We start from the raw sequence: 20,489 nt of genomic DNA, 5'->3' as shown, positions 1-20,489 counted from the left end.
TGTCCAAAATCATTTTGAACAGCCTTTTTTATAAAAATAATACTAAACCTAATATTTCGCCGATTCTCCGGCTTTAGGCAAGGATTGTTTTATAAATTGTCTAATATCTTCGTTGGCAGTTTCCAAATCTACTTTTCTTAAGTACATCATGTGACCGCTTCTATATCCTTTCCAAGACATTCTGTCTTTTAGCCTTCCGCTTGGGTCCATTTGCCACATGTTGTATTTGGAGTTGAAATAATCGCAGGCTCCGTCATAATACCCAGACTGAACCATAACATGCAAATATGGATTTTGTGCCATGGCTTGACGCAGGTTTTCTCCGGTTTTATCATTGGAATCATCCCAAGGTCTCACAGAACCAAACATATTGTATTTAAAATCGGTTTTGTAGTTTAGATTATTACGCAAGTACATATTGATGGCAGGAGTAAAGGAGTGGAGCCACGAAGTAAGTTCGGCATTAAAATCAGGTCCGTCACCAGCCGCTTTACGGTCAATTCCTTTGTAGCGGGAATCTAATCTTCCAACGGTAAAACCTTGATCGCGCAATAATTCTTTCCAGAAATAATCATACGGTACGTCTAAATTATTTTGCAAAACCACTTTTTCCGAAAGTCCGGAATATCGTGCTATTTTAGCGGCCATTTCTTTTCTTTTTTGTTCGTCTAATGCGCCTCCTTTGCTCATTGCGGGTAGCAGCTCATTGATGGTGAAGTCTTCCACTTCTGGTAACATGGCGGTTAAATCTTTGTTCTGTAAATCAGAAGGCAGCATTTTGTGATACCAAGCCGTAGCAGCAAAATAAGGCAGTTTTAGTGCGGCTTCAGAAGCTACTCCGCGAGTGATTCCCAATTCAGTTGGCGATACTAGAATAACACCGTTCAGATACATCCACTCGCTGTTTTGCAATTCTAGCGCCAATCCCGAAACGCGTGTGGTACCGTAGCTTTCACCAATCAAATATTTTGGCGAAGCCCAACGATTGGTTCTGGATACAAATCCATTTATCCAATCGGCGAGGTATTTAATGTCGGCATTTACACCAAAGAATTTAGTAGTTGGTATTTCTTTGCTCGTTGCTCTTGAATACGCGGTATTGACCGGATTTACAAAAACAATATCGGCAACATCCAAGATCGAATATGGATTTTCCTTGATTCCATAAGGCTGTAACGGATAGCCTTCGTCATCAATATTGATTAAACTTGGACCCGTATAGGCAATCTGCATCCATACCGAAGCCGAACCTGGACCTCCATTAAATGAGATAACCAAAGGACGTGCGGCACGATCCTTTACATCGGAGCGTTCGTAATACGTATAAAATAAACCGGCTATAGCTTTTCCGTCTTCATCCCAAACCGGCATCGTACCAGTGGTGGCTTTGTAAGGCACTTTTTGACCTTTGATAGTTGTAGTATGTTCCGTCACCACTTGCGAATCCGGATTGAAAGTAAGATTTGCGGCTGAACTTTCTTCTTTTGGCGCGGTAGGAGTTGTGGGTGTTTTTGAAGGCTGGGCATGCAAAGCGGTAAAAAATCCAACGAAGAGCAAGGATAGTACTGTTTTTTTCATAAAAGAGATTGGTTTGGGGTATTTCAATACCGTTTTTCGGATATAATTTTGACAGCACTAATATATTGCTTTTTAATAGAGTGACAAAAAGCAGCATAGTAATTTCCAAACCATGAAACCTTATTTGGGCGTAACCCCAAAGCACAAAATTCTCTTTTCCATTCCCACAACTACGCTTTGGGGTCGGGCTTTTGGCTCTATCTTTATTTTTTTAAAGAAAAAAAATAAAGGATGCCGCCGCAATCCCTTACGCGAGCCGCCCGACAATAGATAGAATCTTTGGTAATCGCTAGATTTTATTTTCTTGAAATAAAGCTTCCAATTGTTCCAAACAAGCCGTAATACCTTGTTCAAAGCCCATTTCAATCATGGTTTCAATCTCTTTTTCATTAGAATAAAACATTTTGAATTCAACCAAAGTACCGGATTCTGTTGTCGTAAAAACAATAGTTCCTGTAGCAACCGGCAACGAAGTGTTTACAGTTCCCTCTTCGTCACAAAAACTATCTTTAATTTCAAAACTTAAATGTGGTGTTATGGCTGTATAATCCATTCGTCCCCAATGTTTTTCATTTTCGGGACCCACCATTGCGTACAACCAATAACCGCCAACAGAAAAGTCCATCGATTTGGTTTCGGCTTTCCAAGGTTTTGGTGCCCACCATTGTTCCAATAATTCACTTTCAGTATACGCACGCCAGACTTTTTCAAGTGGCGCAGTGAATGTTCTGGAAACCAGAATTGTTTTTTCTTCTAAATCTTTTACAACAAGTGTTTTGCTATTAGTTGCCATTTTATTTCGATTTAAGATTGATTATTACTAGTTCTAAATAAATATCTAATTCCTATACAATGCGAATTAAGTCTCGAAAGCTCTTTTTGTGCCGTTAGGCACTATATCTTGGTAAAAAATTATCCAATACTTTTCTCCAAGACAATAAATTCCAATGGCTGTTCCGAAATCGGAATATGAACATCGCTTGCCGGAAATGGTTCTCTTGCTCCCGTATCCACATAACCGTTGCGTTTGTACCAAGCAATTAATTCTTCCCGAACAGCTATTACTGTCATTACAATTTTTGGTAGTCCCATTGCCGAAGCATGAATTTCAGCTTGTTGCAATAATTTTTTTCCAACGCCACTATTTTGCAATTCTGGCGAAACCGTCAGCATTCCTAAATACAATTGTTGCTCTTTTTCAACCAACAATACGCAACCTATAATCTGGTCATTCTCTGTAAATTTCAGAATCGTATTTTTTGGGTTTTGAATCGTTTCTATTAGTTCTTTTTCAGTGGTTCTGAGTCCTTCTAAAATGTTCGCTTCAGTGGTCCATCCTTTTTTAGAAGATTCGCCGCGATAGGCTGAATTAATTAATGTATTTAATAAGGAAACGTCTTCTATTGTTGCTTTTGTAATCATGGAAAATACTTCTATTCTAGGGTTATTGCTTTATGTTTTTCAAAGGTAGAAAAAAGGGATTAATCACTCGTTTTTTTTAATAAAATAATTATATAATATTGATAATCAGTATGTTTAACTATTAAGCAAGAATTTTTTTTTACCTTTGAGAAAAGAAACTGTACAACAATTTAATACATACAATTATGAAAAATTTAAATATTTTTTGGGTAATACTGATGGCTTGTGTACTAAACATAGCGCCTGTATTGGGGCAATCAACCGCTAAAAAGAATAAAATTATTGCTGACAGCAAAACAGCAAAAGCGGAGTTCATTAAAAGTGACCCGTTGATGAAAGCACTTTTTGATAAAGCCTACGGTTATGTTATTTTCCCTAATGTTGGAAAGGGAGGAATCGGTGTTGGAGGAGCAGCCGGTAACGGCGTGGTCTATGAGCAGAACAAGCGAATAGGAATGGCAAAATTAACGCAATTGAGCATAGGATTTCAGGCTGGCGGACAAGCCTATCGGGAGGTGATATTTTTTGAAACAAAAAACGAAATGAATCGGTTTAAAGAAAGCCGATTCGAGTTTTCCGCACAAGCCTCAGCGGTAGCCGTAACTGAAGGCGCTTCGGCGAATGTAAAATATACCGATGGCGTGATGGTGTTCACCATGCAAAAGGGCGGACTCATGTACGAGGCATCGATTGGCGGACAGAAGTTTAAGTTTAATAACTTGTAACGTTCTTTTTATAAATGTAAGTTTATTTGTCATTCTGACGAAGGCGGAATCTTTGTTTGTTGCTAATGCTTGTTGAGATTACTCCTTCGTCAGAATGATAAATAATGTAGATTATTCCTTAACGTAAAGAGAATACATATTTAATAACGGAGGATTACTGTGAAATGTCTAAATTTAAAAATCGGTATTCATTAGGTGAATAACCAACTTGTTGCTTAAACAAGCGTGTAAAATGTTGAGGATATTTGTAACCTAATTCATAGGCTATTTCGCTTACCGATTTCCCAGTGTCAAACAACAGCTCTTTAGCTGTCTCAATTATTTTTAAATGGATATATTCCAAAGCCGATTTACCAGTTTCTTTTTTGATAAGGTCTCCAAAATAGTTTGCAGATAAATTCAATTCGTTGGCAAAAAATGCCACCGTAGCTATACCAATTGCTTGCGGGTTTTCAGATTGAAAATAATCATTTAACAATATGTCAAATTTTTCTACAACACCAGTATTAGCATGCTCACGAGTAATAAATTGGCGGTCGTAAAAACGAGTGCAATAGTCCAGAAACAATTCAATATTTGATACCAATATTTTTTTACTATGCTTGTCTATCGATTGTTTGAGTTCAAAAACTATTTTCTTGAAACATTCCTGTATCAATTTTTTTTCTTGTTTTGAAAGGTGCAAGGCTTCGTGTACATCATAGGAGAAAAACTGGTATTCTCTAATATGTTGTCCTAATGAAGTTCCTTTTATCAAATCAGGATGAAATAAAAGGGCATAACCAGTTGGCTGATAGTTTTCGCCATCTTCTATAATGCTCACTATTTGATGTGGGGCAATAAACACTAAAGTTCCCTGCTGATAATCATAACTATTTCGTCCATATTTTATTTCGCAATTGGTGTCCTCTTTTAGAAAAATGGAATAGAAGCCGAAGCTTACTGCTTCTGCCGATTCTCTTTCTCTTTTCTGAGGTTCTACATTTGAAAAATCAATAAAACTAACCAAAGGATGTAATGTTTCAATATCGATCTTATCATTATACTCACTTATTGTTGCTATGTGGGCTATTAGCTTCATATTGTTCTAATTATCTAGTACAAATTTATTAAAACTATTGGATGTGTCGGCTATGGTTGCATCTATTCTGTAATAATGGTATGTCATTCTGTAATACGGGTAATAATTTTTGGATAAAGTGCCAGTAGCTTTGCACTTCAAGAAATAAGAATTAATTAGTATAACAATCAAAACAAAATCAAGATGAAAAAAATTATTTTAGCATTCGCTTTAATGACTCTTTGTTTATCAGTAAACGCACAAAAAATGAACAACGATAACAAAAAAATTGCAGCAATTGAAGACAGAATTGCCCTCAAAAACATAGTAGATACATTTTCAGTTTTAGCTGATGTAAAAGATGTGAAAAACCAAGTATTGCTTTTCACTGAAAATGCCGAAGTTTCTTCTGTAAATAATGGTCAGACTGGCACAACTTTTATAGGAAGAAAACAAATAGGCGAAGCATTTGCTGGTTTTCTCAATCTTTTTGATGTGGTGTATCACATAAACGGACAGCAAACTGTTACTTTAAATGGGAATAAGGCTTCGGGGATTTCATACTGTCAAGTAGTATTAATTGGAACTGAAAATAATAAAAAAATGAAAACCACAATGGGCGTAATCTACCATGATGAGTATGTTAAAGAAAACGGTCATTGGTTAATCAATAAAAGACAATCTAATTTTACATGGACAGAAAAAACAGAAATGAAACCTTAAAAAGACGTTATGTAAAATATTAAAACGGTCTGATATAAAAAAGCTACATCTTTTAGGAATGTAGCTTTTTCTGTTTTTTGTTGTACTGCCTCATTGTTGTGGACAGGGATAGCATTTCCGCGCTATCGAAATAAATCATTTCTTTTTCGTCTCAAATAAAATGTATTTTTTGAATACATATTTCCAAGGCATAAAAAGTATTGGGATAATAATTCCGGTGAACATATACGCCATTCCTTCGGCTGGTGAACCTTTGAGCGTCCCGGCCGACCATAAAGGATAAGCAACAACAATAAGCCAAAGTCCTTTGTAAAAAATCATAAAAAGCATAATGGGTAACATACGCAACGTATGGAACACCCCTAAAAGCGCCAGCGTTGAGTAAGCTGCCCAAGTGCACCAAGCAACAGCTCTTGTAGGATCCCATTCCCCTTCATGGGTAAGAATAACGGTCCAGGAATCTGTGGCAACAAAAACAAACATTAACGCGAAGAACAGCCGCATCACATAAATATTGATTCTGCGTACGCCTTCGTAGTTTTCGTAGTCTGGAAAAAAAATATTTTTGATACTGAACTTTGATTGCTTTAACTGCGGTGGTATTTGCTCTGTTGTGTTCATTGTTTTTTTTGTTTGGTTTTTATTGTAGTGCCAAGGTATAAAATAAGCTACATCCTTTTAGGTCAGTAGCTTATTTTGTTTTTTTTTATGTCTGAGCGTTCTGGGTATGGAAAATATTTTCATCTATCTAACAGAGAGAAATTGTGTATATTGAATCATAATATCTTATTTCCTCTTGTTAATGGTCACGAGCGGGACTCTCGTGCTAGCGGGGACTTCGCACAGTTGGTTGCTGACTGTAATATTCTAAATATTTAAATTCATTTTTTTCCATTGCAAATTTTTTTGAGGCGAAATATACTCGTATTTATAGACCATGCCTAACATATTTGTGCTGGTAATTTTCCAAAATCTTGAAGTAATTTCTTTTATTTCTTCATTTTCACCATATTGTGCAATAAGTATAATAAAACAAGCTGAAATGGAATTTAGAAGTGTATTTAAAGAAGCTTTCTCAAAGTTATATTCATTATCATGTTTAATTTTATTGTAACATTCATACCAGGAAAGAGAAGCGGTAGGCTTTTCTTCGCTCCAATCTTGAAAAGGTCTAAACTCAGGTAGTTCAGGATATTTTGTAAATTTTACTGAGTATGATTTGAGGAACAATTCGTCTTTCAGTTTTACGTAATCTTTAGTCGTATAATTTCCCGCTATACTTTTAATATTGTTTTCACGTAATATACCTGATATTTGCGATTCAAATTCAGTACAAGTCAATAATATTAGATTTCGAGTTTCGAATCCAAATGAATTCAAATTCTTTGTACAGGGGTGAATAGTTCTTAAAATTCTATTTAGCATTTCAATTAGAGTTTTTAGTTGCTCAACTGAATTTATCAAATGGACTTTGTCATGAGGTAGTTCAAGTCTAGTTTTATTCTTATCCCGAAATGCTTCCTGTAATTCTTTTGCTATTCCACGATTGTCAGAAGTCCACTCTAATATGTGGAATTCATTTTCATAAGCTGTATGAGTTGGTTTGAAAATTCTAGGAAAATAATATCCGACTTTTGCATTGACTTTTATTGATTCTAGTTGAAAATCAGTCTTCAGGATTGATTTATCACAACATGGATAATAGTTAGTTGCTATGATAGCTTCGCAGATGTCATCAGCTGAGTCAATTTTATATTCTAAATCCGGTTGACCTAAATTTCTTATGACATTCTCTTTTCTCTCCCAAATACCTAGAAAACATTTATTTGATTTAATGTCAATAGAAATTTCATAAACTCCATTCATATTTATTTAAGATAAATTATTTAAAAAATTAAATGCATTTTTTAATTCGCATTTAGATATTATAGTAGACAACTCGTTTATTTCAGCCATATAATCGTTTCAGTCCAGCCAATATTGTCATGAGTAAAGCTTTTTACTCAATCAAACTTAAAGATTTCGCTCAAAATAAACTAATCCAATCTTAAAATAAATATTAGGAATTCTTTCCATAAAAAAAACCGACTAAAAATCACTTCTCAGTCGGTTTGTATTTAAAAAATTATATTTAATTTTTACGCCAAAAACGCTTTCAATTCCTCGTACGTTTTAATTTTTGTACTCACTTTTTCTTTTCCTAAAACGCTTTCAATTTGTGCAGGAATAGGAAGTTTTACGTTTAATGTTGGTTCAACCGTATCCAGAAACTTAATTGGATGCGCGGTTTCTAAGAAAATACCAATCGCATTTGGGTGGTTTTGTAATTCTTTTTTCAATCCGAGATAACCAACAGCTCCGTGAGGTTCTGCAATATAACCGTCGGTATTGTAAATTGTTTTCATGGCTTCTAAAGTTTCTGCATCAGAGAATGTAAATGAAGAAAAATCGTTTTTGAATTGCTCTAAATCGTTTTGGTACATTTCCTGAATTCGGATAAAATTACTTGGATTCCCAACATCCATCGCATTCGAAATCGTCGCTTTGGATGGTTTTGGATCGTAAACTCCGTTTTCTAAAAATCTTGGAACTGTATCGTTCACATTCGTAGCCGCTACAAAATGTTCAACAGGCAATCCCATTTTTTTAGCAATGATACCCGCGCAAATATTTCCAAAATTCCCGCTTGGACAAGAGAAAACTAATGGTTTGTTTTGTTTCTTTAATGCTTTATACGCAAAGAAGAAATAAAACATTTGTGGCAACCAGCGCGCAATATTTATCGAATTTGCCGAAGTCAGGTTTTTATGTTTTAAACTTTCGTCAAGAAAAGCTTTTTTGACCATATCCTGACAATCATCAAAAACGCCGTCTACTTCAAGCGCTTTAATATTTTGTCCTAAAGTGGTCAATTGTCGTTCCTGAATATCGCTCACTTTTCCGGATGGATACAGGATAATCACTTCAACGCCTGTTACGCCAAGGAAACCATTGGCCACAGCGCCACCAGTATCACCGGAAGTTGCTACAAGAACCGTGTTTTTACTGTCTTTGTTGTCTTTATTGAAGTAACCCAAACAACGCGACATGAATCGCGCGCCTACGTCCTTAAAAGCCATCGTTGGACCATGAAACAATTCAAGGGAATAAATGCCTTTTTCGACTTCGACCACAGGGAAATCAAAACATAAGGTTTCGGCAATGATTTGTTTTAAAGTGTCTGCGGGAATTTCGTCGCCCACAAATTGTTGAATCGCTTGAAAAGCAATTTCTTCGTTGCTTAAATTTTCGATTGTATCAAAAAAATCTTGTGGTAATGGCGTAATGCTTTCAGGAAAATACAATCCTTTATCAGTTGCTAATCCTTGTATTACGGCTTCTTGAAAAGAAACTTTGGGTGCGTTATGGTTTAAACTGTAATATTTCATTATGATTTTTGATTGAAGATTAACGATTTTTGATTTTTTTTCGCAACATAAGTTACATCTGAAATGCTACGCCAGTTCGCTGACGCTCGGGTCAAAAATCGTTAGTCATAATTCTTAAATTATTTTTATCCCTTCATCATTTACTTTAGAAACGTGAATTTCATAAGGTAAATTCATGGCGTCGTAGACAGCACTCATGGCTTTGGCGATTTTATTAGCGGTTGCTTCCCCTTTGCTTAAAGCAAAAATAGAAGGACCTGAACCCGAAATCCCGGAACCTAAAGCTCCGTTTTCGTACGCTGTTTTTTTGATTAAATCAAATCCCGGAATCAAAACACTTCGCAACGGTTCTACGATTTCGTCGTGAAGTGAACGGCCTATTAACTCATAATCTTTGGTGTACAATCCAGCGACTAATCCGCCAACATTTCCCCATTGCGTAATAGCACTTTTTAAGGAAACAGTTTGTTTCAATACCGAACGCGCATCCGAAGTTTTCAACTCAATTTGAGGATGAACTACAGTAGCGTACAATTCCGACGGACTTTCAATTTTGATAATATCCAACGGATTTGAACTTCGCACCAACGTAAATCCACCTAAAAGGGCAGGAGCAACGTTATCGGCATGAGCATTTCCACTGGCTAATTTTTCGCCTTGCATGGCAAATAAAACTAATTCTTTGCGTGTAAATGGACGTCCCAATAATTCATTGATTCCAAAAACAGCACCGGCTGAACTTGCGGCACTGCTTCCAATGCCACTTCCGGCTTTGATGTGTTTGTAGATTTCGATTTCGAATCCGAATTCGGTTTCAATGGCTTCCAACATCGCCAAAGCCGCAACTCCCGCAACATTTTTTTCGGTTTCCAAAGGCAAGTCGGCGCCCACAATTTTAGTGATGCGAATCCCTTTTATATCTGATTTTCGAATAATCATTTCGTCCCCCGCAGTTTCTAAACAAAGCCCAAGGACATCAAATCCACAGGAAAGATTGGCGATTGTGGCGGGGCAAAATATTTTTATTTCATTCATAATTTTTTGTTTCAGGTTTAAAGTTTCAGGTTTAAAGTTGTTGCTAGTTGTAGAACTTGAAACTTTAAACAAAGAAAACTTTAAACTATTTCTTATACGTTTCCAATTCTAATCACATCAGCAAATATTCCTGAAGCAGTAACTGCAGCTCCGGCACCGGCTCCTTTTATCAATAAAGGTTGGTCTACATAACGGTCCGTGAAAAACAATACGATATTGTCTTTTCCTTCCAGATTATAAAAAGGATGGTCTTTCGGGATAAAACGCAATCCAACATTTGCTTTCCCGTTTTCAAATTGCGCTACGTATTTCAATCGAGAATCTTTGCTCAACGCTTCTTTATAAATAGTTTCAAAATGAGCTGCGTGTTCTATTAAAGATTTGAAAAAAGCTTCGTTATTCGTAGTGTCCAAACATTCTGCAGGCATGAAAGATTCATTGACAATCTCGTCAATTTCCATTTTATAACCGCTTTCTCGTATCAAAATTAATATCTTTCTGGCAACGTCAATTCCGCTCAAATCAATTTTTGGATCCGGTTCTGTAAACCCTTGTACACCAGCTTCTTTAACGACATCATGAAAAGTGTTATTTTCATTGAAATTATTAAAAATAAAGTTCAAACTTCCCGATAAAACGGCTTGAATTTTATTCACTTTGTCTCCTGAAGCAATCAGATTTTTTACGGTATCAATGATTGGTAATCCAGCTCCAACATTGGTTTCAAATAGAAACGGAGCATTGAACTGTCGGGATAATTTTTTTAGTTTTTTATAATTATCGTACTCTGATGCACAGGCGATTTTGTTACAAGTCACTACGGCAATATTGCGTTTTAAATACTGCTCATACGTTTTAGATACGCTTTCGTTTGCAGTAATATCAACAAAAATACTATTGCGTAAATTGAGCTCTTTTACAGTATAAAGAAACTTTTCTTTATTTGCTTCTTCGCCATTTTCTAAAGCAGATTGCCAATTTTTTAAGGAGATTCCGTCCTCGTCAAAATGCATTTTTCTGGAATTAGATAAAGCAATAACGCGTACATTTATTTTCAGATTGTCTTTCAGGAATTTATTTTGTTGGTAAATCTGTTCGATGAATTTCTCTCCCACATTTCCAACACCCATTACAAATAGGTTTAACTGTTTGGTATTTTCTTCGAAAAAGTTTTCATGCAGCGAATTCAATGCTTTTTTCACATCTCTTTCGTTGATTACTGCCGAAATATTTCTTTCGGAAGCACCTTGGGCAATCGCTCTGATGTTTACGTTGTTTTTACCCAAAGTGCTAAACATTCGACCGCTTAAACCTTGATGATTTTTCATGTTTTCACCAACCAAAGCAATGATGCATAAGTTTTTTTCAACGATACAAGGATCGATTTTGTTTTGTAAAATTTCCACTTCAAAAGCGCGGTTGATAGCATCTTCTGCCACATCAGCATCTGAGTTTAGAATTCCGATACAAATAGAATGTTCCGATGAAGCTTGCGTAATGAAAATCACATTGATATTTTCATGTGACAATACCTCAAAAAGTCTTTTGGAAGAACCGGTAACACCAATCATTCCTGGTCCTTCAAGCGTAATCAAAGTGATATTATCGATATGGCTAATTCCTTTTACAGGATTAGTATGATCCATTTCCTGATTTGAAATATAAGTTCCTTCGGCTTCCGGCTCGAAAGTATTTTTGATAAGAATTGGAATATTCTTTCTCAACACGGGTTGAATAGTTGGCGGATATAAAACTTTGGCACCAAAATGAGACAATTCCATCGCTTCCTGATAGGAAATGAAGGCGATAGGTTGGGCTTGTTTTACAATTTTTGGATTGGCAGTATACATTCCGTTAACGTCTGTCCAAATTTCCAAGTCAGTTGCGTTTAATGCTCCGGCGAGAATAGCGGCAGTATAATCAGAACCGCCACGACCTAAAGTAGTATTGATACCGTCCATTGATGCGGCAATAAATCCGGGCATTACAACCACTTGATTTTCATTCGAATCAAAAAATTCAGCAATTAATTGATTTGAAACTTCAAAGTTTACTGTGGCTTTTCCAAAATGATTGTCGGTTTTTATTAGTTCACGACTGTCTTTATAACTGCTGTTTTTTAGATTTTGTTTTAATGCTTCGGCAATAATATAAGAAGACAATAATTCCCCAAAACTTAAAATAGTATCTGAAGTTCTAGGAGATAATTCCCCCAAAAGATAGCAACCATCCAACAGAGTTTCAAGATGATTGACGATTCTTTTTATATGACTTAACAAGCTGCTTTGCTCGCTTACAGGAATAAGTTCTTTTAAAGCGTCTAAATGTTTTTTCTCTAAATCGGCAAGGATTTCTTTAAAGCTTTCGTCGCCGGCTGCTGCTTTTTGAGAAGCAAGTTGAAGCAAATCGGTAATTTTGCTAAATGCAGAAACTACAACAATTAATTTTTCTTCTTTAGCTTTATTGATAATGATATCTAAAACCAGTTTTATATTTTGTGCATTGGCAACCGAAGTTCCACCAAATTTTAATACTTTCATTTTTGTTTATTTTATGTAAAAAATGCAAATGTTTCTTATATACCCAAGAACTTTCTTTCTTTAGAAAAAAAAATATAATAATAGGATTATATGTAAAATGTATACCCCTAAGGGGTAGTTGTTGTAGTAAATGTAACAGAAGAAGCAACCCAAAGTTGAGTTGTAATCGAAGAGTGATATGTTGTTCTGTTGTTTATCATTTGATTTTTCAAAAGTACAGTTTTTTATAAAAATGAAAACCTTTAATTACGTTTTTGCGAATATTTTAATATTTCAATTTCATTCAAGGGAATATTGAACATTGTTTAGTTTTCAAGGTCTATGTTGAAGCTATTCGTATTTTTATCGAAAAAATTAAATGAATTGGAATTGGTTTTATAGCTTTATAGAAATAATTAATTCCTGCAATAAAGCCGTTTTGAGTAGCTTTAGGAACTATTCTTGAAATTTATTGTAGCACTCATACTAAATCTAGTGCTTTATGTCTCACGTTTTAAGTCAATTAATTTGTAACTTTTTATGCATAAAACTTAAGGTTAGTTTGGTTTTAGGTTTGAATTTTAAATTATCGTCAATAAATGTTGTTTATTAATATAGATTTATTGAATTTTACCCTTTAATTAGAAAGTAAAAATGGACAATACACATTATATAAGTACACAATTACTCAGTTTTGAAACATTAGAAGAAATTATTTCTCATGGTAAATTAGTGGCATTGTCTGAAGAAGCCAAAGTTAATATTCAAAAATGCAGGGAATATTTAGATAAAAAAATGGCTTCTCATTCAGATCCTATTTATGGTATAAATACAGGATTTGGCTCGCTTTGTAATGTAAAAATATCAAATGAGAACTTATCAAAGCTACAAGAAAACTTAGTGAAATCACATTCTTGCGGAACGGGTGAGGAAGTGCCAACTGAAATTGTAAAATTGATGTTGTTGCTTAAAATCCAGTCGTTGAGTTATGGACACTCCGGAATTCAATTGCAAACAGTGGAACGATTGATTGCATTTTATAATAATGATATTCTTCCTGTAATTTATACGCAAGGTTCTCTTGGAGCCTCGGGAGATTTAGCTCCTTTGGCGCATTTATCGTTACCTTTATTAGGTGAAGGCGATGTGTATTTTGAAGGGAAAAAAGTCCATTCCAGTGAAGTTTTGAAACATTTTGATTGGAAACCAATTGTATTGCAATCTAAAGAAGGATTGGCATTATTGAACGGAACCCAATTCATGAGTGCTTATGGAGCGCATATTTTGATGAAAGTCAGTAAATTTTCTTATTTGGCAGATTTGATTGGAACAATTTCACTGGAAGCTTTTGATGGAAGAATAGAACCTTTTCATGAATTGATTCATTTTATCAGACCACATAAAGGGCAAATTATAACCGCAAATCGTATAAAAGGATTTTTGGAAGGAAGCGAAATTATTGAACAAGTAAAAGCACATGTTCAAGATCCGTATTCCTTTAGATGTATACCACAAGTCCACGGTGCATCAAAAGATGCGTTTGATTATGTAAAGAAAGTTTTTAAAACAGAAATCAATTCGGTGACAGATAATCCAAATATATTTATCGAAAGCGACCAAATCATTTCTGGAGGTAATTTTCATGGACAACCATTAGCATTAGCGTTAGATTTTATGGCAATTGCCTTGGCTGAATTAGGAAGTATTTCAGAACGAAGATCCTATCAGTTGATTTCTGGTTTGCGTAACCTTCCTGCATTTTTAGTAGATAATCCAGGATTAAATTCCGGTTTGATGATTCCACAATATACAGCGGCCAGTATTGCCAGTCAAAACAAGCAATTGGCAACTCCTGCCAGTATTGATAGTATTGTTTCGAGTAATGGACAAGAAGATCATGTAAGTATGGGAGCAAATGCTGCTACGAAAGCGTTACGTGTTTTAGATAATTTAGAGCGAATTTTAGCAATCGAACTAATGAATGCTTCGCAAGCTATTGAATACAGACGACCGTTGTTATCCAGTGATTTTATTGAAATGTTTTTAAGTGCATATCGAGAGGAAGTTCCATTGATTAAAGAAGACCGAATTTTGCATTATGACATTGAGAATACGGTTTCTTTTTTAAATACTTTTCAAATAGAAAATGATTTGTTAATATTAACTTAACATTAAGGTTAAATAATGCAGTAATTTTGCCGAACTAAATTTTAATGAAATGAACATAAATAATTTTTTCCAATTTTTGGTTCCTAAAGACAAAAAGTTCTTTCCTCTTTTTGAGGAAGCTTCTAGTAATTTAATTGAAATTGCTACAAATTTGCACGAAGCTGTAAATCTTCCTTTGAAGGAACGTGAGGTTCTTTTTCAAAAAATAGATGCTTTAGAGCAAAAAGGAGAAGATATTACTCGTCAAACAAATTTAGAGTTGAGTAGAAATTTTATTACTCCATTTGATAGAGAAGACATACATTCATTGATTACCTCAATTGATAACGTAGCGGATAACCTTCACGGTGCAGCAAGTAGAATGAGATTGTATCAAGTAGATAAAATCACAAAATCTATCAGAAAGTTGACTGAAATCAATCTTGAAGCTTGCCAAAACATTGATGTTGCAGTAAGAGAATTAAGAGATTTGAAAAAAATAAAGAATATTACTGATGCATGCGTTAGAATTAACAAGTTAGAAAATAAATCAGATAATGTTTATGATAAAGCAGTTCTTGATTTATTCGAAAACGAAACTGATGCAAAAAACATTATCAAGTACAAAGAAGTATTGTCAGTTTTAGAAACGGCTGCTGATAAATGTAAAAGTGTAGCTAGTGTTTTAGAATCAATTTCTGTAAAACATTCTTAATTCAATCAGTTATATTCTGAAATTATAATTATGGAATTTACTCTACTTATAGTTATTATAGTCCTGGCTTTAATATTTGATTACATCAACGGTTTTCATGATGCTGCGAATGCTATAGCGACTGTTGTTGCCACAAAAGTATTAACTCCTTTTCAAGCAGTTGTTTGGGCGGCATTCTTTAACTTTTTGGCGTATTGGGTTTTTGGTTTTGGTGTAGCAGATACTGTTGCTAAAACCGCCAATACCATGGATATCAACTTAGTTGTAATACTTGCTGGTGTAATAGCGGCTATTATTTGGAATTTATTTACTTGGTGGCAAGGAATTCCTTCCAGTTCCTCTCACACCCTAATTGGTGGTTTTGCCGGAGCAGCAATAGCTCATGCAGGTTTTGGTGTGGTTTCTTGGTATAAAGCAGGAAAAGATGGTGGTATGCCTTCAGGAGTTTTAATCATTGTTGCCTTTATTATATTGGCACCATTGTTAGGAGCTTTAATTTCTTACTTGATGTCGATATGGCTTCTTAATGCCTCTAAAAAAAGCATTTACCCAAAGATTTTTACCGCTTCTTTAATGATATTGACAGTTTGGTTTGTAGAAAGCCAAATGATTTATTACGATCAAATTGAAAAACCTCGTTTCGATTCTCCTTTTTGGAGTGTTGCGTTTGAATCCCACAATATCAAATGGTTTTTAGTCGCTTTTATAATCTTGTCAATAAGCACATTCTGTTTAATATTCAGTAGTTTAAATTTAAACCAAGCTACGGCATGGCTAAAAAAAATGCAATTACTGTCATCTGCAGCCTTTAGTTTAGGACATGGTGGAAATGACTCCCAAAAAGTAATGGGTATCATTGCAGCAGCGGTTGCAGTTTATATTCACACTAGTGGTGTAGCTCAAGAATCGTTACCAGCTTGGTTAGATGTTGTGTTGCCAAATGATGAAGGTGCATTTAAAATGCCGGCTTGGATTCCTTTAGCTTGTTATTCTGCTATTGCAGCCGGAACGTTAAGTGGAGGATGGAAAATTGTGAAAACAATGGGTTCGAAAATTACAAAAGTGACTTCCTTTGAAGGTGTTGCCGCAGAAACTGCCGGAGCATTGACATTATATTTTACAGAGCATTTTAAAGTGCCTGTAAGTACAACGCATACTATTACTGGATCTATCATTGGAGTTGGACTTACTAAAAGAGTTTCTGCAGTACGATGGGGAATGACTGTTAGCTTATTATGGGCTTGGGTTTTAACCATTCCAATTTCAGCAATATTAGCAGCAATCATTTACTATATCTTTAGTATTTTTATTTAATGCTAAAATAACAATCATAAAAAAACCATTCGTTGACGAATGGTTTTTTTATGCTCTAAAAATTAAATTTTTTAAAACAGTAGATCTTGTATTTCCTTCGTTTTATCAAATACGCTTTTCGCGAAAGGACATAATGGTAAAATTTTGAGATTATTTTCCCGTGCATATTGTACGGCTTCCATCACCATTTTTTTACCTACACTTTATCCTGCAAAATCAGGATTTACTTCGGTGTGGTTAATAATAAATTTATCGGTTCCTGCCCAGGTATACGTCATTCTTCCGGCTTCGATGTCATTATCAACGGCTCTAAAGTAGCCGTTTTTTGTTTCGTTTATTTGTTCAATTGTCATGTGTTTCTAATTTAATACTGTTGTTATTTCGATTGGGTTGCTTAAAATTTTGTGTATCGGACATTTATCGGCAATGTTTACTAATCGGGCTTTTTGATCAGTGTCTAGATCCCCGAATAATTGAATGTTACGAATTATTTTGAATTTATTTTCCACGGAATCACTTTTAAAAGTGACTTCAACTTTTACATCGGTTAAATTCCAACCTTTTCTATTGGCATACATACGCAAAGTGATACAGGTACAAGCTGCTAATGAAGAAGCGAGTAATTCTTTTGGCGCAAAGCCTAAATCTTTTCCTCCGCTACTTTCAGGTTCATCAGAAATGATGAAATTAGTTTCTGATTGTATTTCTGTTTTATAAAGTTCAGTGCCGATACTTGCTGTTATTTTACCCATATTATTGTCTTTTATTTTGTTCTGGAAGTGGAACAAATTCAGTTTCACCAGGAACTTTATCAAAGGTTTGTGCCAACCATTTTTCTTTCGCTTTTTCAATCAATTCTTTGGTTGAAGCAACAAAATTCCAATAGATAATTCGTTCTTCGGGAAAAGGATCTCCACCAAAAATATAAATAGTGGTGTTTTCTGCCATATCGAAGGTGCAGAGTTTACTGTCTTTGGCAATCAAAATTTGCTTTGGACCAAAAACATTTCCTTCACTTTCAATACTGCCCTCTAGAATGTACAAAGCGCTTTCGCCAAATAAATGCTCGCCTATAGTCACTGTTTGACGCGAAGTGCTTTTTAGTTCTAATAAATACAGCGGACTGTAAACTGGAACGGGTGATTTCTTGCCAAGTACTTCGCCAGCTATAAGTTTAAAAGCAATATTATCCGTTTTCCATTCTGGAATTTGATTTTCAGGAACGTGAAAAAACGAAGGTTCCATTTCCTCTAATTCCTTCGGCAATGCTACCCAAATTTGAAGTCCGTGCAACATTTTGTTTGAACTACGCAAATAGTCAGGTGTTCGTTCTGAGTGTACGATACCTTTTCCAGCGGTCATCCAATTGATTTGCCCAGGTTTGATTTCCATTTCAGTTCCCAAACTGTCTTTGTGCATAATACTTCCTTCAAACAAATACGTCAAAGTGGAAAGTCCAATGTGTGGATGTGGCGGAACATCTAAATTTTCGTAATCGCTCATGCAGGTAGGTCCCATGTGATCGATGAATGCAAGTGGTCCAACCATTCTTTTTTCTCGAAAGGGAAGTAATCGCCCAACCATAAAGTTACCAATATTGCTTGGGCGTTCTTCTATTATCAGTTTTATGTTTGACATTTTTAGGGATTTTAAAATATAAAAATAAGGAAATTATTCTTCTAAATAACCGAATTTACCCATATTCACATCATTGAATGCTTGCATGATTTCGGCTTGGGTATTCATTACAAATGGTCCGTGTGCTGCAATTGGTTCATTGATAGGTTCACCGCTTAAAATCAAAACGATGGCATTTTCAGTAGCTTCAATGGTAAATTCTTCTCCTTCATTTTCAAATAATACAAAATGGTCCACAGGAACATTTTCGCTGTCATTCACTTTTATGCTTCCTTCAATTACCAATAAACCGGTGTTGTAATTTGCCGGAAAATGAAAAGATGCTTTTGCTCCTTTATTTAATTTGGCATTCTGTAAATGTACAGGTGTAAAAGTAGAAGCTGAACCTTTCAAATTTTCATATTCACCAGCTATAACTTCAATCACGCCACCTTTTCCAGGAAGTTCCAATTTATTGATTTGGTCGTTTGTAATCCCTTGGTATTTTGGTGTTGACATTTTGTCTTTTGCCGGAAGGTTGACCCAAAGTTGTACCATTTGAAAATCACCACCATTTTTGCTAAATTCTTCTTCATGGTATTCTTTGTGTAAAATTCCCGAAGCGGCTGTCATCCATTGTACATCTCCTTCTCCAATAATGCCACTGTTTCCAGAACTGTCATGATGCGCTACTTTTCCCTTATAAGCAATCGTAACGGTTTCAAAACCTCTGTGTGGATGAACACTTACGCCTCTGGGTTGGTCTGTAGGCGGAAAATAAAATTTTGAATTATAATCCATCATGATAAATGGACTCATTCTTTTCATATCTAAATGATATCCACTTGGGATAAAATTGTGTACTCTAAATCCGTCACCTACCATGTGTGGTGGAGGTGGAGCCAATACTAATTCAATATTTTTTGTTTTCATTGCGATGTCTTATTTTAATTATAGTACAAATTTACTATGGATTAAAATCAGATGCATTGATGTAGGATAAGAAATGATTTTAGAAGAACTAATACGGCTTAAAATTTCTTTTAGCTAATTCCTTGCGAACTCTGCTCAAAGTTTCAGGCGTAATGCCTAAATAGGAAGCAATCATCCATTGTGGAATACGCAAAGTAAGACTTGGGTAAATGGTTATGAAATCTAAATAGCGTTGTTCAGCAGTTGCTCCCAATAATAAGTTCACTCGTTTTTGAAGTTGTCGAATGTGATTGTGTAACGCAGTATTGTCCTGCTCCCGAAAAGAAACGCTGATTTCTGCAGCGGCATTAATGAAGTTTTTATCGATAAACACAATTTCAGTATCCTCAATGGCATCAATAAACAATTCAGAAGGTTCATGGAAATAAGAACTGCTTCTGTCCGAAATAATCCAATTCTCAGCCGCAAACTGAATGATATGTTCTTTTCCGGTTTCGTCTATGGTATAGGAACGCAATAATCCTTTGGATACAAAAAAAGAATGATGACAAATATCTCCCTGATGGAGCAGAATGGTTCCTTTTTCTACTTTTTTAGATTGCAACGTATCTGTAATCGAAAGAAACTGATCGTCCGTTAAATTTGTTTTAGATTGAAAGTATATTTTGAAAGAATCGAGCATAATTGTTTCAGGACTTTATGGGTGCAATTTGGTTGTTTTAAACTCCTTTAATTATTTTTTGAGTTGTTTAGGTTTAATTTATTCCTCCTAAATTTTTATGAATGCGTCTGCGTTTATAATGGGTTTGCCTAAGATTATTGTCACCGGATATAATGCTAATATTTCCGTCAATTTCTAACATAGCCAGTTTTACATCTTTGAAATATTCGACACCATGTTCGCGCATGGCTTCTTTTAATTCATCAGAAGAAATATTTAATTTGCTTAATGCTTTAAAATCCAGATTTCCGTTATGGATTAGAATTTCGGGTTTTTCCTGCATGAAATCGCCAAACTTCTTGTATCTGTACATCAACTTCTTTAAAATAAAATTGATGGTAAACAACATAGTTGCTGCAGCTATTCCGCCATAAAGGCTGGTGTTGCTGCCAACCATAGCATTTTGGACGGAGTTGCTTATGAGCAATATCAATATCACGTCGGCAGTGTTCAGTTGAGACAATTCTTTCTTGCCAAAAAGACGCAAGGCAATAACCATGAAAAAATAAACGGCTGTACTTCGAAGAATTATATCAAGATATTCGTTCATT

Annotated in this window: 19 protein-coding genes and 1 pseudogene; 5 read left to right on the top strand and 15 right to left on the bottom strand. The window is 35.1% G+C overall.

Annotation, left to right across the window (positions count from 1 at the left end):
* Positions 1-48: 48 nt before the first annotated feature.
* The 3 genes from QLS65_RS08220 to QLS65_RS08210 form a co-directional block, all read right to left on the bottom strand.
* Positions 49-1,578: a S10 family peptidase gene (locus QLS65_RS08220; RefSeq protein ID WP_282712828.1), complete on the bottom strand. Its 1,530-nt coding sequence runs from the start codon at positions 1,576-1,578 to the stop codon at positions 49-51.
* A gap of 289 nt (positions 1,579-1,867) precedes the next feature.
* Complete coding sequence (locus QLS65_RS08215) at positions 1,868-2,371, bottom strand: SRPBCC family protein (RefSeq protein ID WP_282712827.1); 504 nt, start codon at positions 2,369-2,371, stop codon at positions 1,868-1,870.
* A gap of 119 nt (positions 2,372-2,490) precedes the next feature.
* A complete protein-coding gene (locus QLS65_RS08210; RefSeq protein ID WP_282716607.1) occupies positions 2,491-3,000 on the bottom strand; it encodes a GNAT family N-acetyltransferase in 510 nt (169 codons plus the stop codon).
* 218 nt (positions 3,001-3,218) lie between these two features.
* Between QLS65_RS08210 and QLS65_RS08205 the strand changes: the two genes are divergently transcribed.
* On the top strand, positions 3,219-3,725 hold the full coding sequence (locus QLS65_RS08205; RefSeq protein WP_233206908.1) for a lipid-binding SYLF domain-containing protein: 507 nt from the start codon (positions 3,219-3,221) through the stop codon (positions 3,723-3,725).
* 154 nt (positions 3,726-3,879) lie between these two features.
* Here the strand turns inward: QLS65_RS08205 and QLS65_RS08200 are convergent, their stop codons facing one another.
* Entirely contained in the window at positions 3,880-4,806 is a 927-nt protein-coding gene (locus tag QLS65_RS08200; RefSeq protein WP_282716604.1) for a helix-turn-helix domain-containing protein, read from the bottom strand.
* 183 nt (positions 4,807-4,989) lie between these two features.
* Between QLS65_RS08200 and QLS65_RS08195 the strand changes: the two genes are divergently transcribed.
* Positions 4,990-5,508 (top strand): nuclear transport factor 2 family protein, encoded by a 519-nt coding sequence (locus QLS65_RS08195; protein WP_282716602.1) that lies wholly within the window; start codon positions 4,990-4,992, stop codon positions 5,506-5,508.
* A 135-nt stretch (positions 5,509-5,643) separates the two neighbouring features.
* On the opposite strand, the gene QLS65_RS08190 is transcribed toward QLS65_RS08195, so the two are convergent.
* The 5 genes from QLS65_RS08190 to thrA form a co-directional block, all read right to left on the bottom strand.
* A complete protein-coding gene (locus QLS65_RS08190) occupies positions 5,644-6,129 on the bottom strand; it encodes a hypothetical protein (protein ID WP_282716600.1) in 486 nt (161 codons plus the stop codon).
* Positions 6,130-6,375: 246 nt separating this feature from the next.
* Positions 6,376-7,374, bottom strand: coding sequence for a hypothetical protein (locus tag QLS65_RS08185; RefSeq protein ID WP_282716598.1), 999 nt, complete (start codon positions 7,372-7,374; stop codon positions 6,376-6,378).
* A gap of 272 nt (positions 7,375-7,646) precedes the next feature.
* Positions 7,647-8,936, bottom strand: a complete 1,290-nt coding sequence (gene thrC, locus QLS65_RS08180) for a threonine synthase (protein WP_282716596.1) — start codon at positions 8,934-8,936, stop codon at positions 7,647-7,649.
* A 114-nt stretch (positions 8,937-9,050) separates the two neighbouring features.
* Positions 9,051-9,971 (bottom strand): homoserine kinase, encoded by a 921-nt coding sequence (locus QLS65_RS08175; protein ID WP_282716594.1) that lies wholly within the window; start codon positions 9,969-9,971, stop codon positions 9,051-9,053.
* A gap of 92 nt (positions 9,972-10,063) precedes the next feature.
* Positions 10,064-12,511, bottom strand: a complete 2,448-nt coding sequence (gene thrA / locus QLS65_RS08170) for a bifunctional aspartate kinase/homoserine dehydrogenase I (RefSeq protein ID WP_282716593.1) — start codon at positions 12,509-12,511, stop codon at positions 10,064-10,066.
* A gap of 633 nt (positions 12,512-13,144) precedes the next feature.
* On the opposite strand from thrA, the gene hutH reads away from it, so the two are divergent.
* From hutH to QLS65_RS08155, 3 genes are read left to right on the top strand one after another with little or no spacing between them, the layout of a single operon-like run.
* Entirely contained in the window at positions 13,145-14,659 is a 1,515-nt protein-coding gene (gene hutH, locus QLS65_RS08165) for a histidine ammonia-lyase (protein ID WP_282716591.1), read from the top strand.
* 49 nt (positions 14,660-14,708) lie between these two features.
* Positions 14,709-15,353: a DUF47 domain-containing protein gene (locus tag QLS65_RS08160; protein WP_282712816.1), complete on the top strand. Its 645-nt coding sequence runs from the start codon at positions 14,709-14,711 to the stop codon at positions 15,351-15,353.
* A gap of 30 nt (positions 15,354-15,383) precedes the next feature.
* Complete coding sequence (locus QLS65_RS08155) at positions 15,384-16,667, top strand: inorganic phosphate transporter (RefSeq protein ID WP_282712815.1); 1,284 nt, start codon at positions 15,384-15,386, stop codon at positions 16,665-16,667.
* A gap of 71 nt (positions 16,668-16,738) precedes the next feature.
* On the opposite strand, the pseudogene QLS65_RS08150 reads toward QLS65_RS08155, so the two are convergent.
* The 6 genes and pseudogenes from QLS65_RS08150 to QLS65_RS08125 form a co-directional block, all read right to left on the bottom strand.
* A pseudogene (locus tag QLS65_RS08150) lies at positions 16,739-17,020 on the bottom strand (GNAT family N-acetyltransferase).
* 6 nt (positions 17,021-17,026) lie between these two features.
* On the bottom strand, positions 17,027-17,419 hold the full coding sequence (locus QLS65_RS08145) for an OsmC family protein (RefSeq protein WP_282716589.1): 393 nt from the start codon (positions 17,417-17,419) through the stop codon (positions 17,027-17,029).
* A 1-nt stretch (position 17,420) separates the two neighbouring features.
* A complete protein-coding gene (locus QLS65_RS08140; protein ID WP_282716587.1) occupies positions 17,421-18,305 on the bottom strand; it encodes a pirin family protein in 885 nt (294 codons plus the stop codon).
* 33 nt (positions 18,306-18,338) lie between these two features.
* Positions 18,339-19,217 carry a pirin family protein gene (locus QLS65_RS08135; RefSeq protein WP_282716585.1) on the bottom strand — a complete coding sequence of 293 codons (879 nt, stop codon included), beginning with the start codon at positions 19,215-19,217 and terminating at the stop codon, positions 18,339-18,341.
* An 88-nt stretch (positions 19,218-19,305) separates the two neighbouring features.
* Positions 19,306-19,899 carry a Crp/Fnr family transcriptional regulator gene (locus QLS65_RS08130; RefSeq protein ID WP_282716580.1) on the bottom strand — a complete coding sequence of 198 codons (594 nt, stop codon included), beginning with the start codon at positions 19,897-19,899 and terminating at the stop codon, positions 19,306-19,308.
* Positions 19,900-19,972: 73 nt separating this feature from the next.
* Entirely contained in the window at positions 19,973-20,488 is a 516-nt protein-coding gene (locus QLS65_RS08125) for a DUF421 domain-containing protein (RefSeq protein WP_282716574.1), read from the bottom strand.
* Position 20,489 lies beyond the last annotated feature (1 nt).

The organism is Flavobacterium algoritolerans, assembly GCF_030010385.1.
GTDB classification, from domain to species: domain Bacteria; phylum Bacteroidota; class Bacteroidia; order Flavobacteriales; family Flavobacteriaceae; genus Flavobacterium; species Flavobacterium algoritolerans.
The sequence above is the reverse complement of the archived record's forward strand: the minus strand, read 5'-3'. Positions and strand labels throughout refer to the sequence as shown.

What these genes read in the sequence shown, in the direction of transcription:
- thrA (WP_282716593.1), bottom strand. Translation starts at nt 12,511, where the DNA reads ATGAAAGTATTAAAATTTGGTGGAACTTCGGTTGCCAATGCACAAAAT.
- QLS65_RS08215 (WP_282712827.1), bottom strand. Translation starts at nt 2,371, where the DNA reads ATGGCAACTAATAGCAAAACACTTGTTGTAAAAGATTTAGAAGAAAAA.
- QLS65_RS08135 (WP_282716585.1), bottom strand. Translation starts at nt 19,217, where the DNA reads ATGAAAACAAAAAATATTGAATTAGTATTGGCTCCACCTCCACCACAC.
- QLS65_RS08210 (WP_282716607.1), bottom strand. Translation starts at nt 3,000, where the DNA reads ATGATTACAAAAGCAACAATAGAAGACGTTTCCTTATTAAATACATTA.
- QLS65_RS08205 (WP_233206908.1), top strand. Translation starts at nt 3,219, where the DNA reads ATGGCTTGTGTACTAAACATAGCGCCTGTATTGGGGCAATCAACCGCT.
- QLS65_RS08140 (WP_282716587.1), bottom strand. Translation starts at nt 18,305, where the DNA reads ATGTCAAACATAAAACTGATAATAGAAGAACGCCCAAGCAATATTGGT.
- QLS65_RS08185 (WP_282716598.1), bottom strand. Translation starts at nt 7,374, where the DNA reads ATGAATGGAGTTTATGAAATTTCTATTGACATTAAATCAAATAAATGT.
- QLS65_RS08200 (WP_282716604.1), bottom strand. Translation starts at nt 4,806, where the DNA reads ATGAAGCTAATAGCCCACATAGCAACAATAAGTGAGTATAATGATAAG.
- QLS65_RS08190 (WP_282716600.1), bottom strand. Translation starts at nt 6,129, where the DNA reads ATGAACACAACAGAGCAAATACCACCGCAGTTAAAGCAATCAAAGTTC.
- QLS65_RS08195 (WP_282716602.1), top strand. Translation starts at nt 4,990, where the DNA reads ATGAAAAAAATTATTTTAGCATTCGCTTTAATGACTCTTTGTTTATCA.
- thrC (WP_282716596.1), bottom strand. Translation starts at nt 8,936, where the DNA reads ATGAAATATTACAGTTTAAACCATAACGCACCCAAAGTTTCTTTTCAA.
- QLS65_RS08220 (WP_282712828.1), bottom strand. Translation starts at nt 1,578, where the DNA reads ATGAAAAAAACAGTACTATCCTTGCTCTTCGTTGGATTTTTTACCGCT.
- QLS65_RS08145 (WP_282716589.1), bottom strand. Translation starts at nt 17,419, where the DNA reads ATGGGTAAAATAACAGCAAGTATCGGCACTGAACTTTATAAAACAGAA.
- QLS65_RS08130 (WP_282716580.1), bottom strand. Translation starts at nt 19,899, where the DNA reads ATGCTCGATTCTTTCAAAATATACTTTCAATCTAAAACAAATTTAACG.
- hutH (WP_282716591.1), top strand. Translation starts at nt 13,145, where the DNA reads ATGGACAATACACATTATATAAGTACACAATTACTCAGTTTTGAAACA.
- QLS65_RS08155 (WP_282712815.1), top strand. Translation starts at nt 15,384, where the DNA reads ATGGAATTTACTCTACTTATAGTTATTATAGTCCTGGCTTTAATATTT.
- QLS65_RS08160 (WP_282712816.1), top strand. Translation starts at nt 14,709, where the DNA reads ATGAACATAAATAATTTTTTCCAATTTTTGGTTCCTAAAGACAAAAAG.
- QLS65_RS08125 (WP_282716574.1), bottom strand. Translation starts at nt 20,488, where the DNA reads ATGAACGAATATCTTGATATAATTCTTCGAAGTACAGCCGTTTATTTT.
- QLS65_RS08175 (WP_282716594.1), bottom strand. Translation starts at nt 9,971, where the DNA reads ATGAATGAAATAAAAATATTTTGCCCCGCCACAATCGCCAATCTTTCC.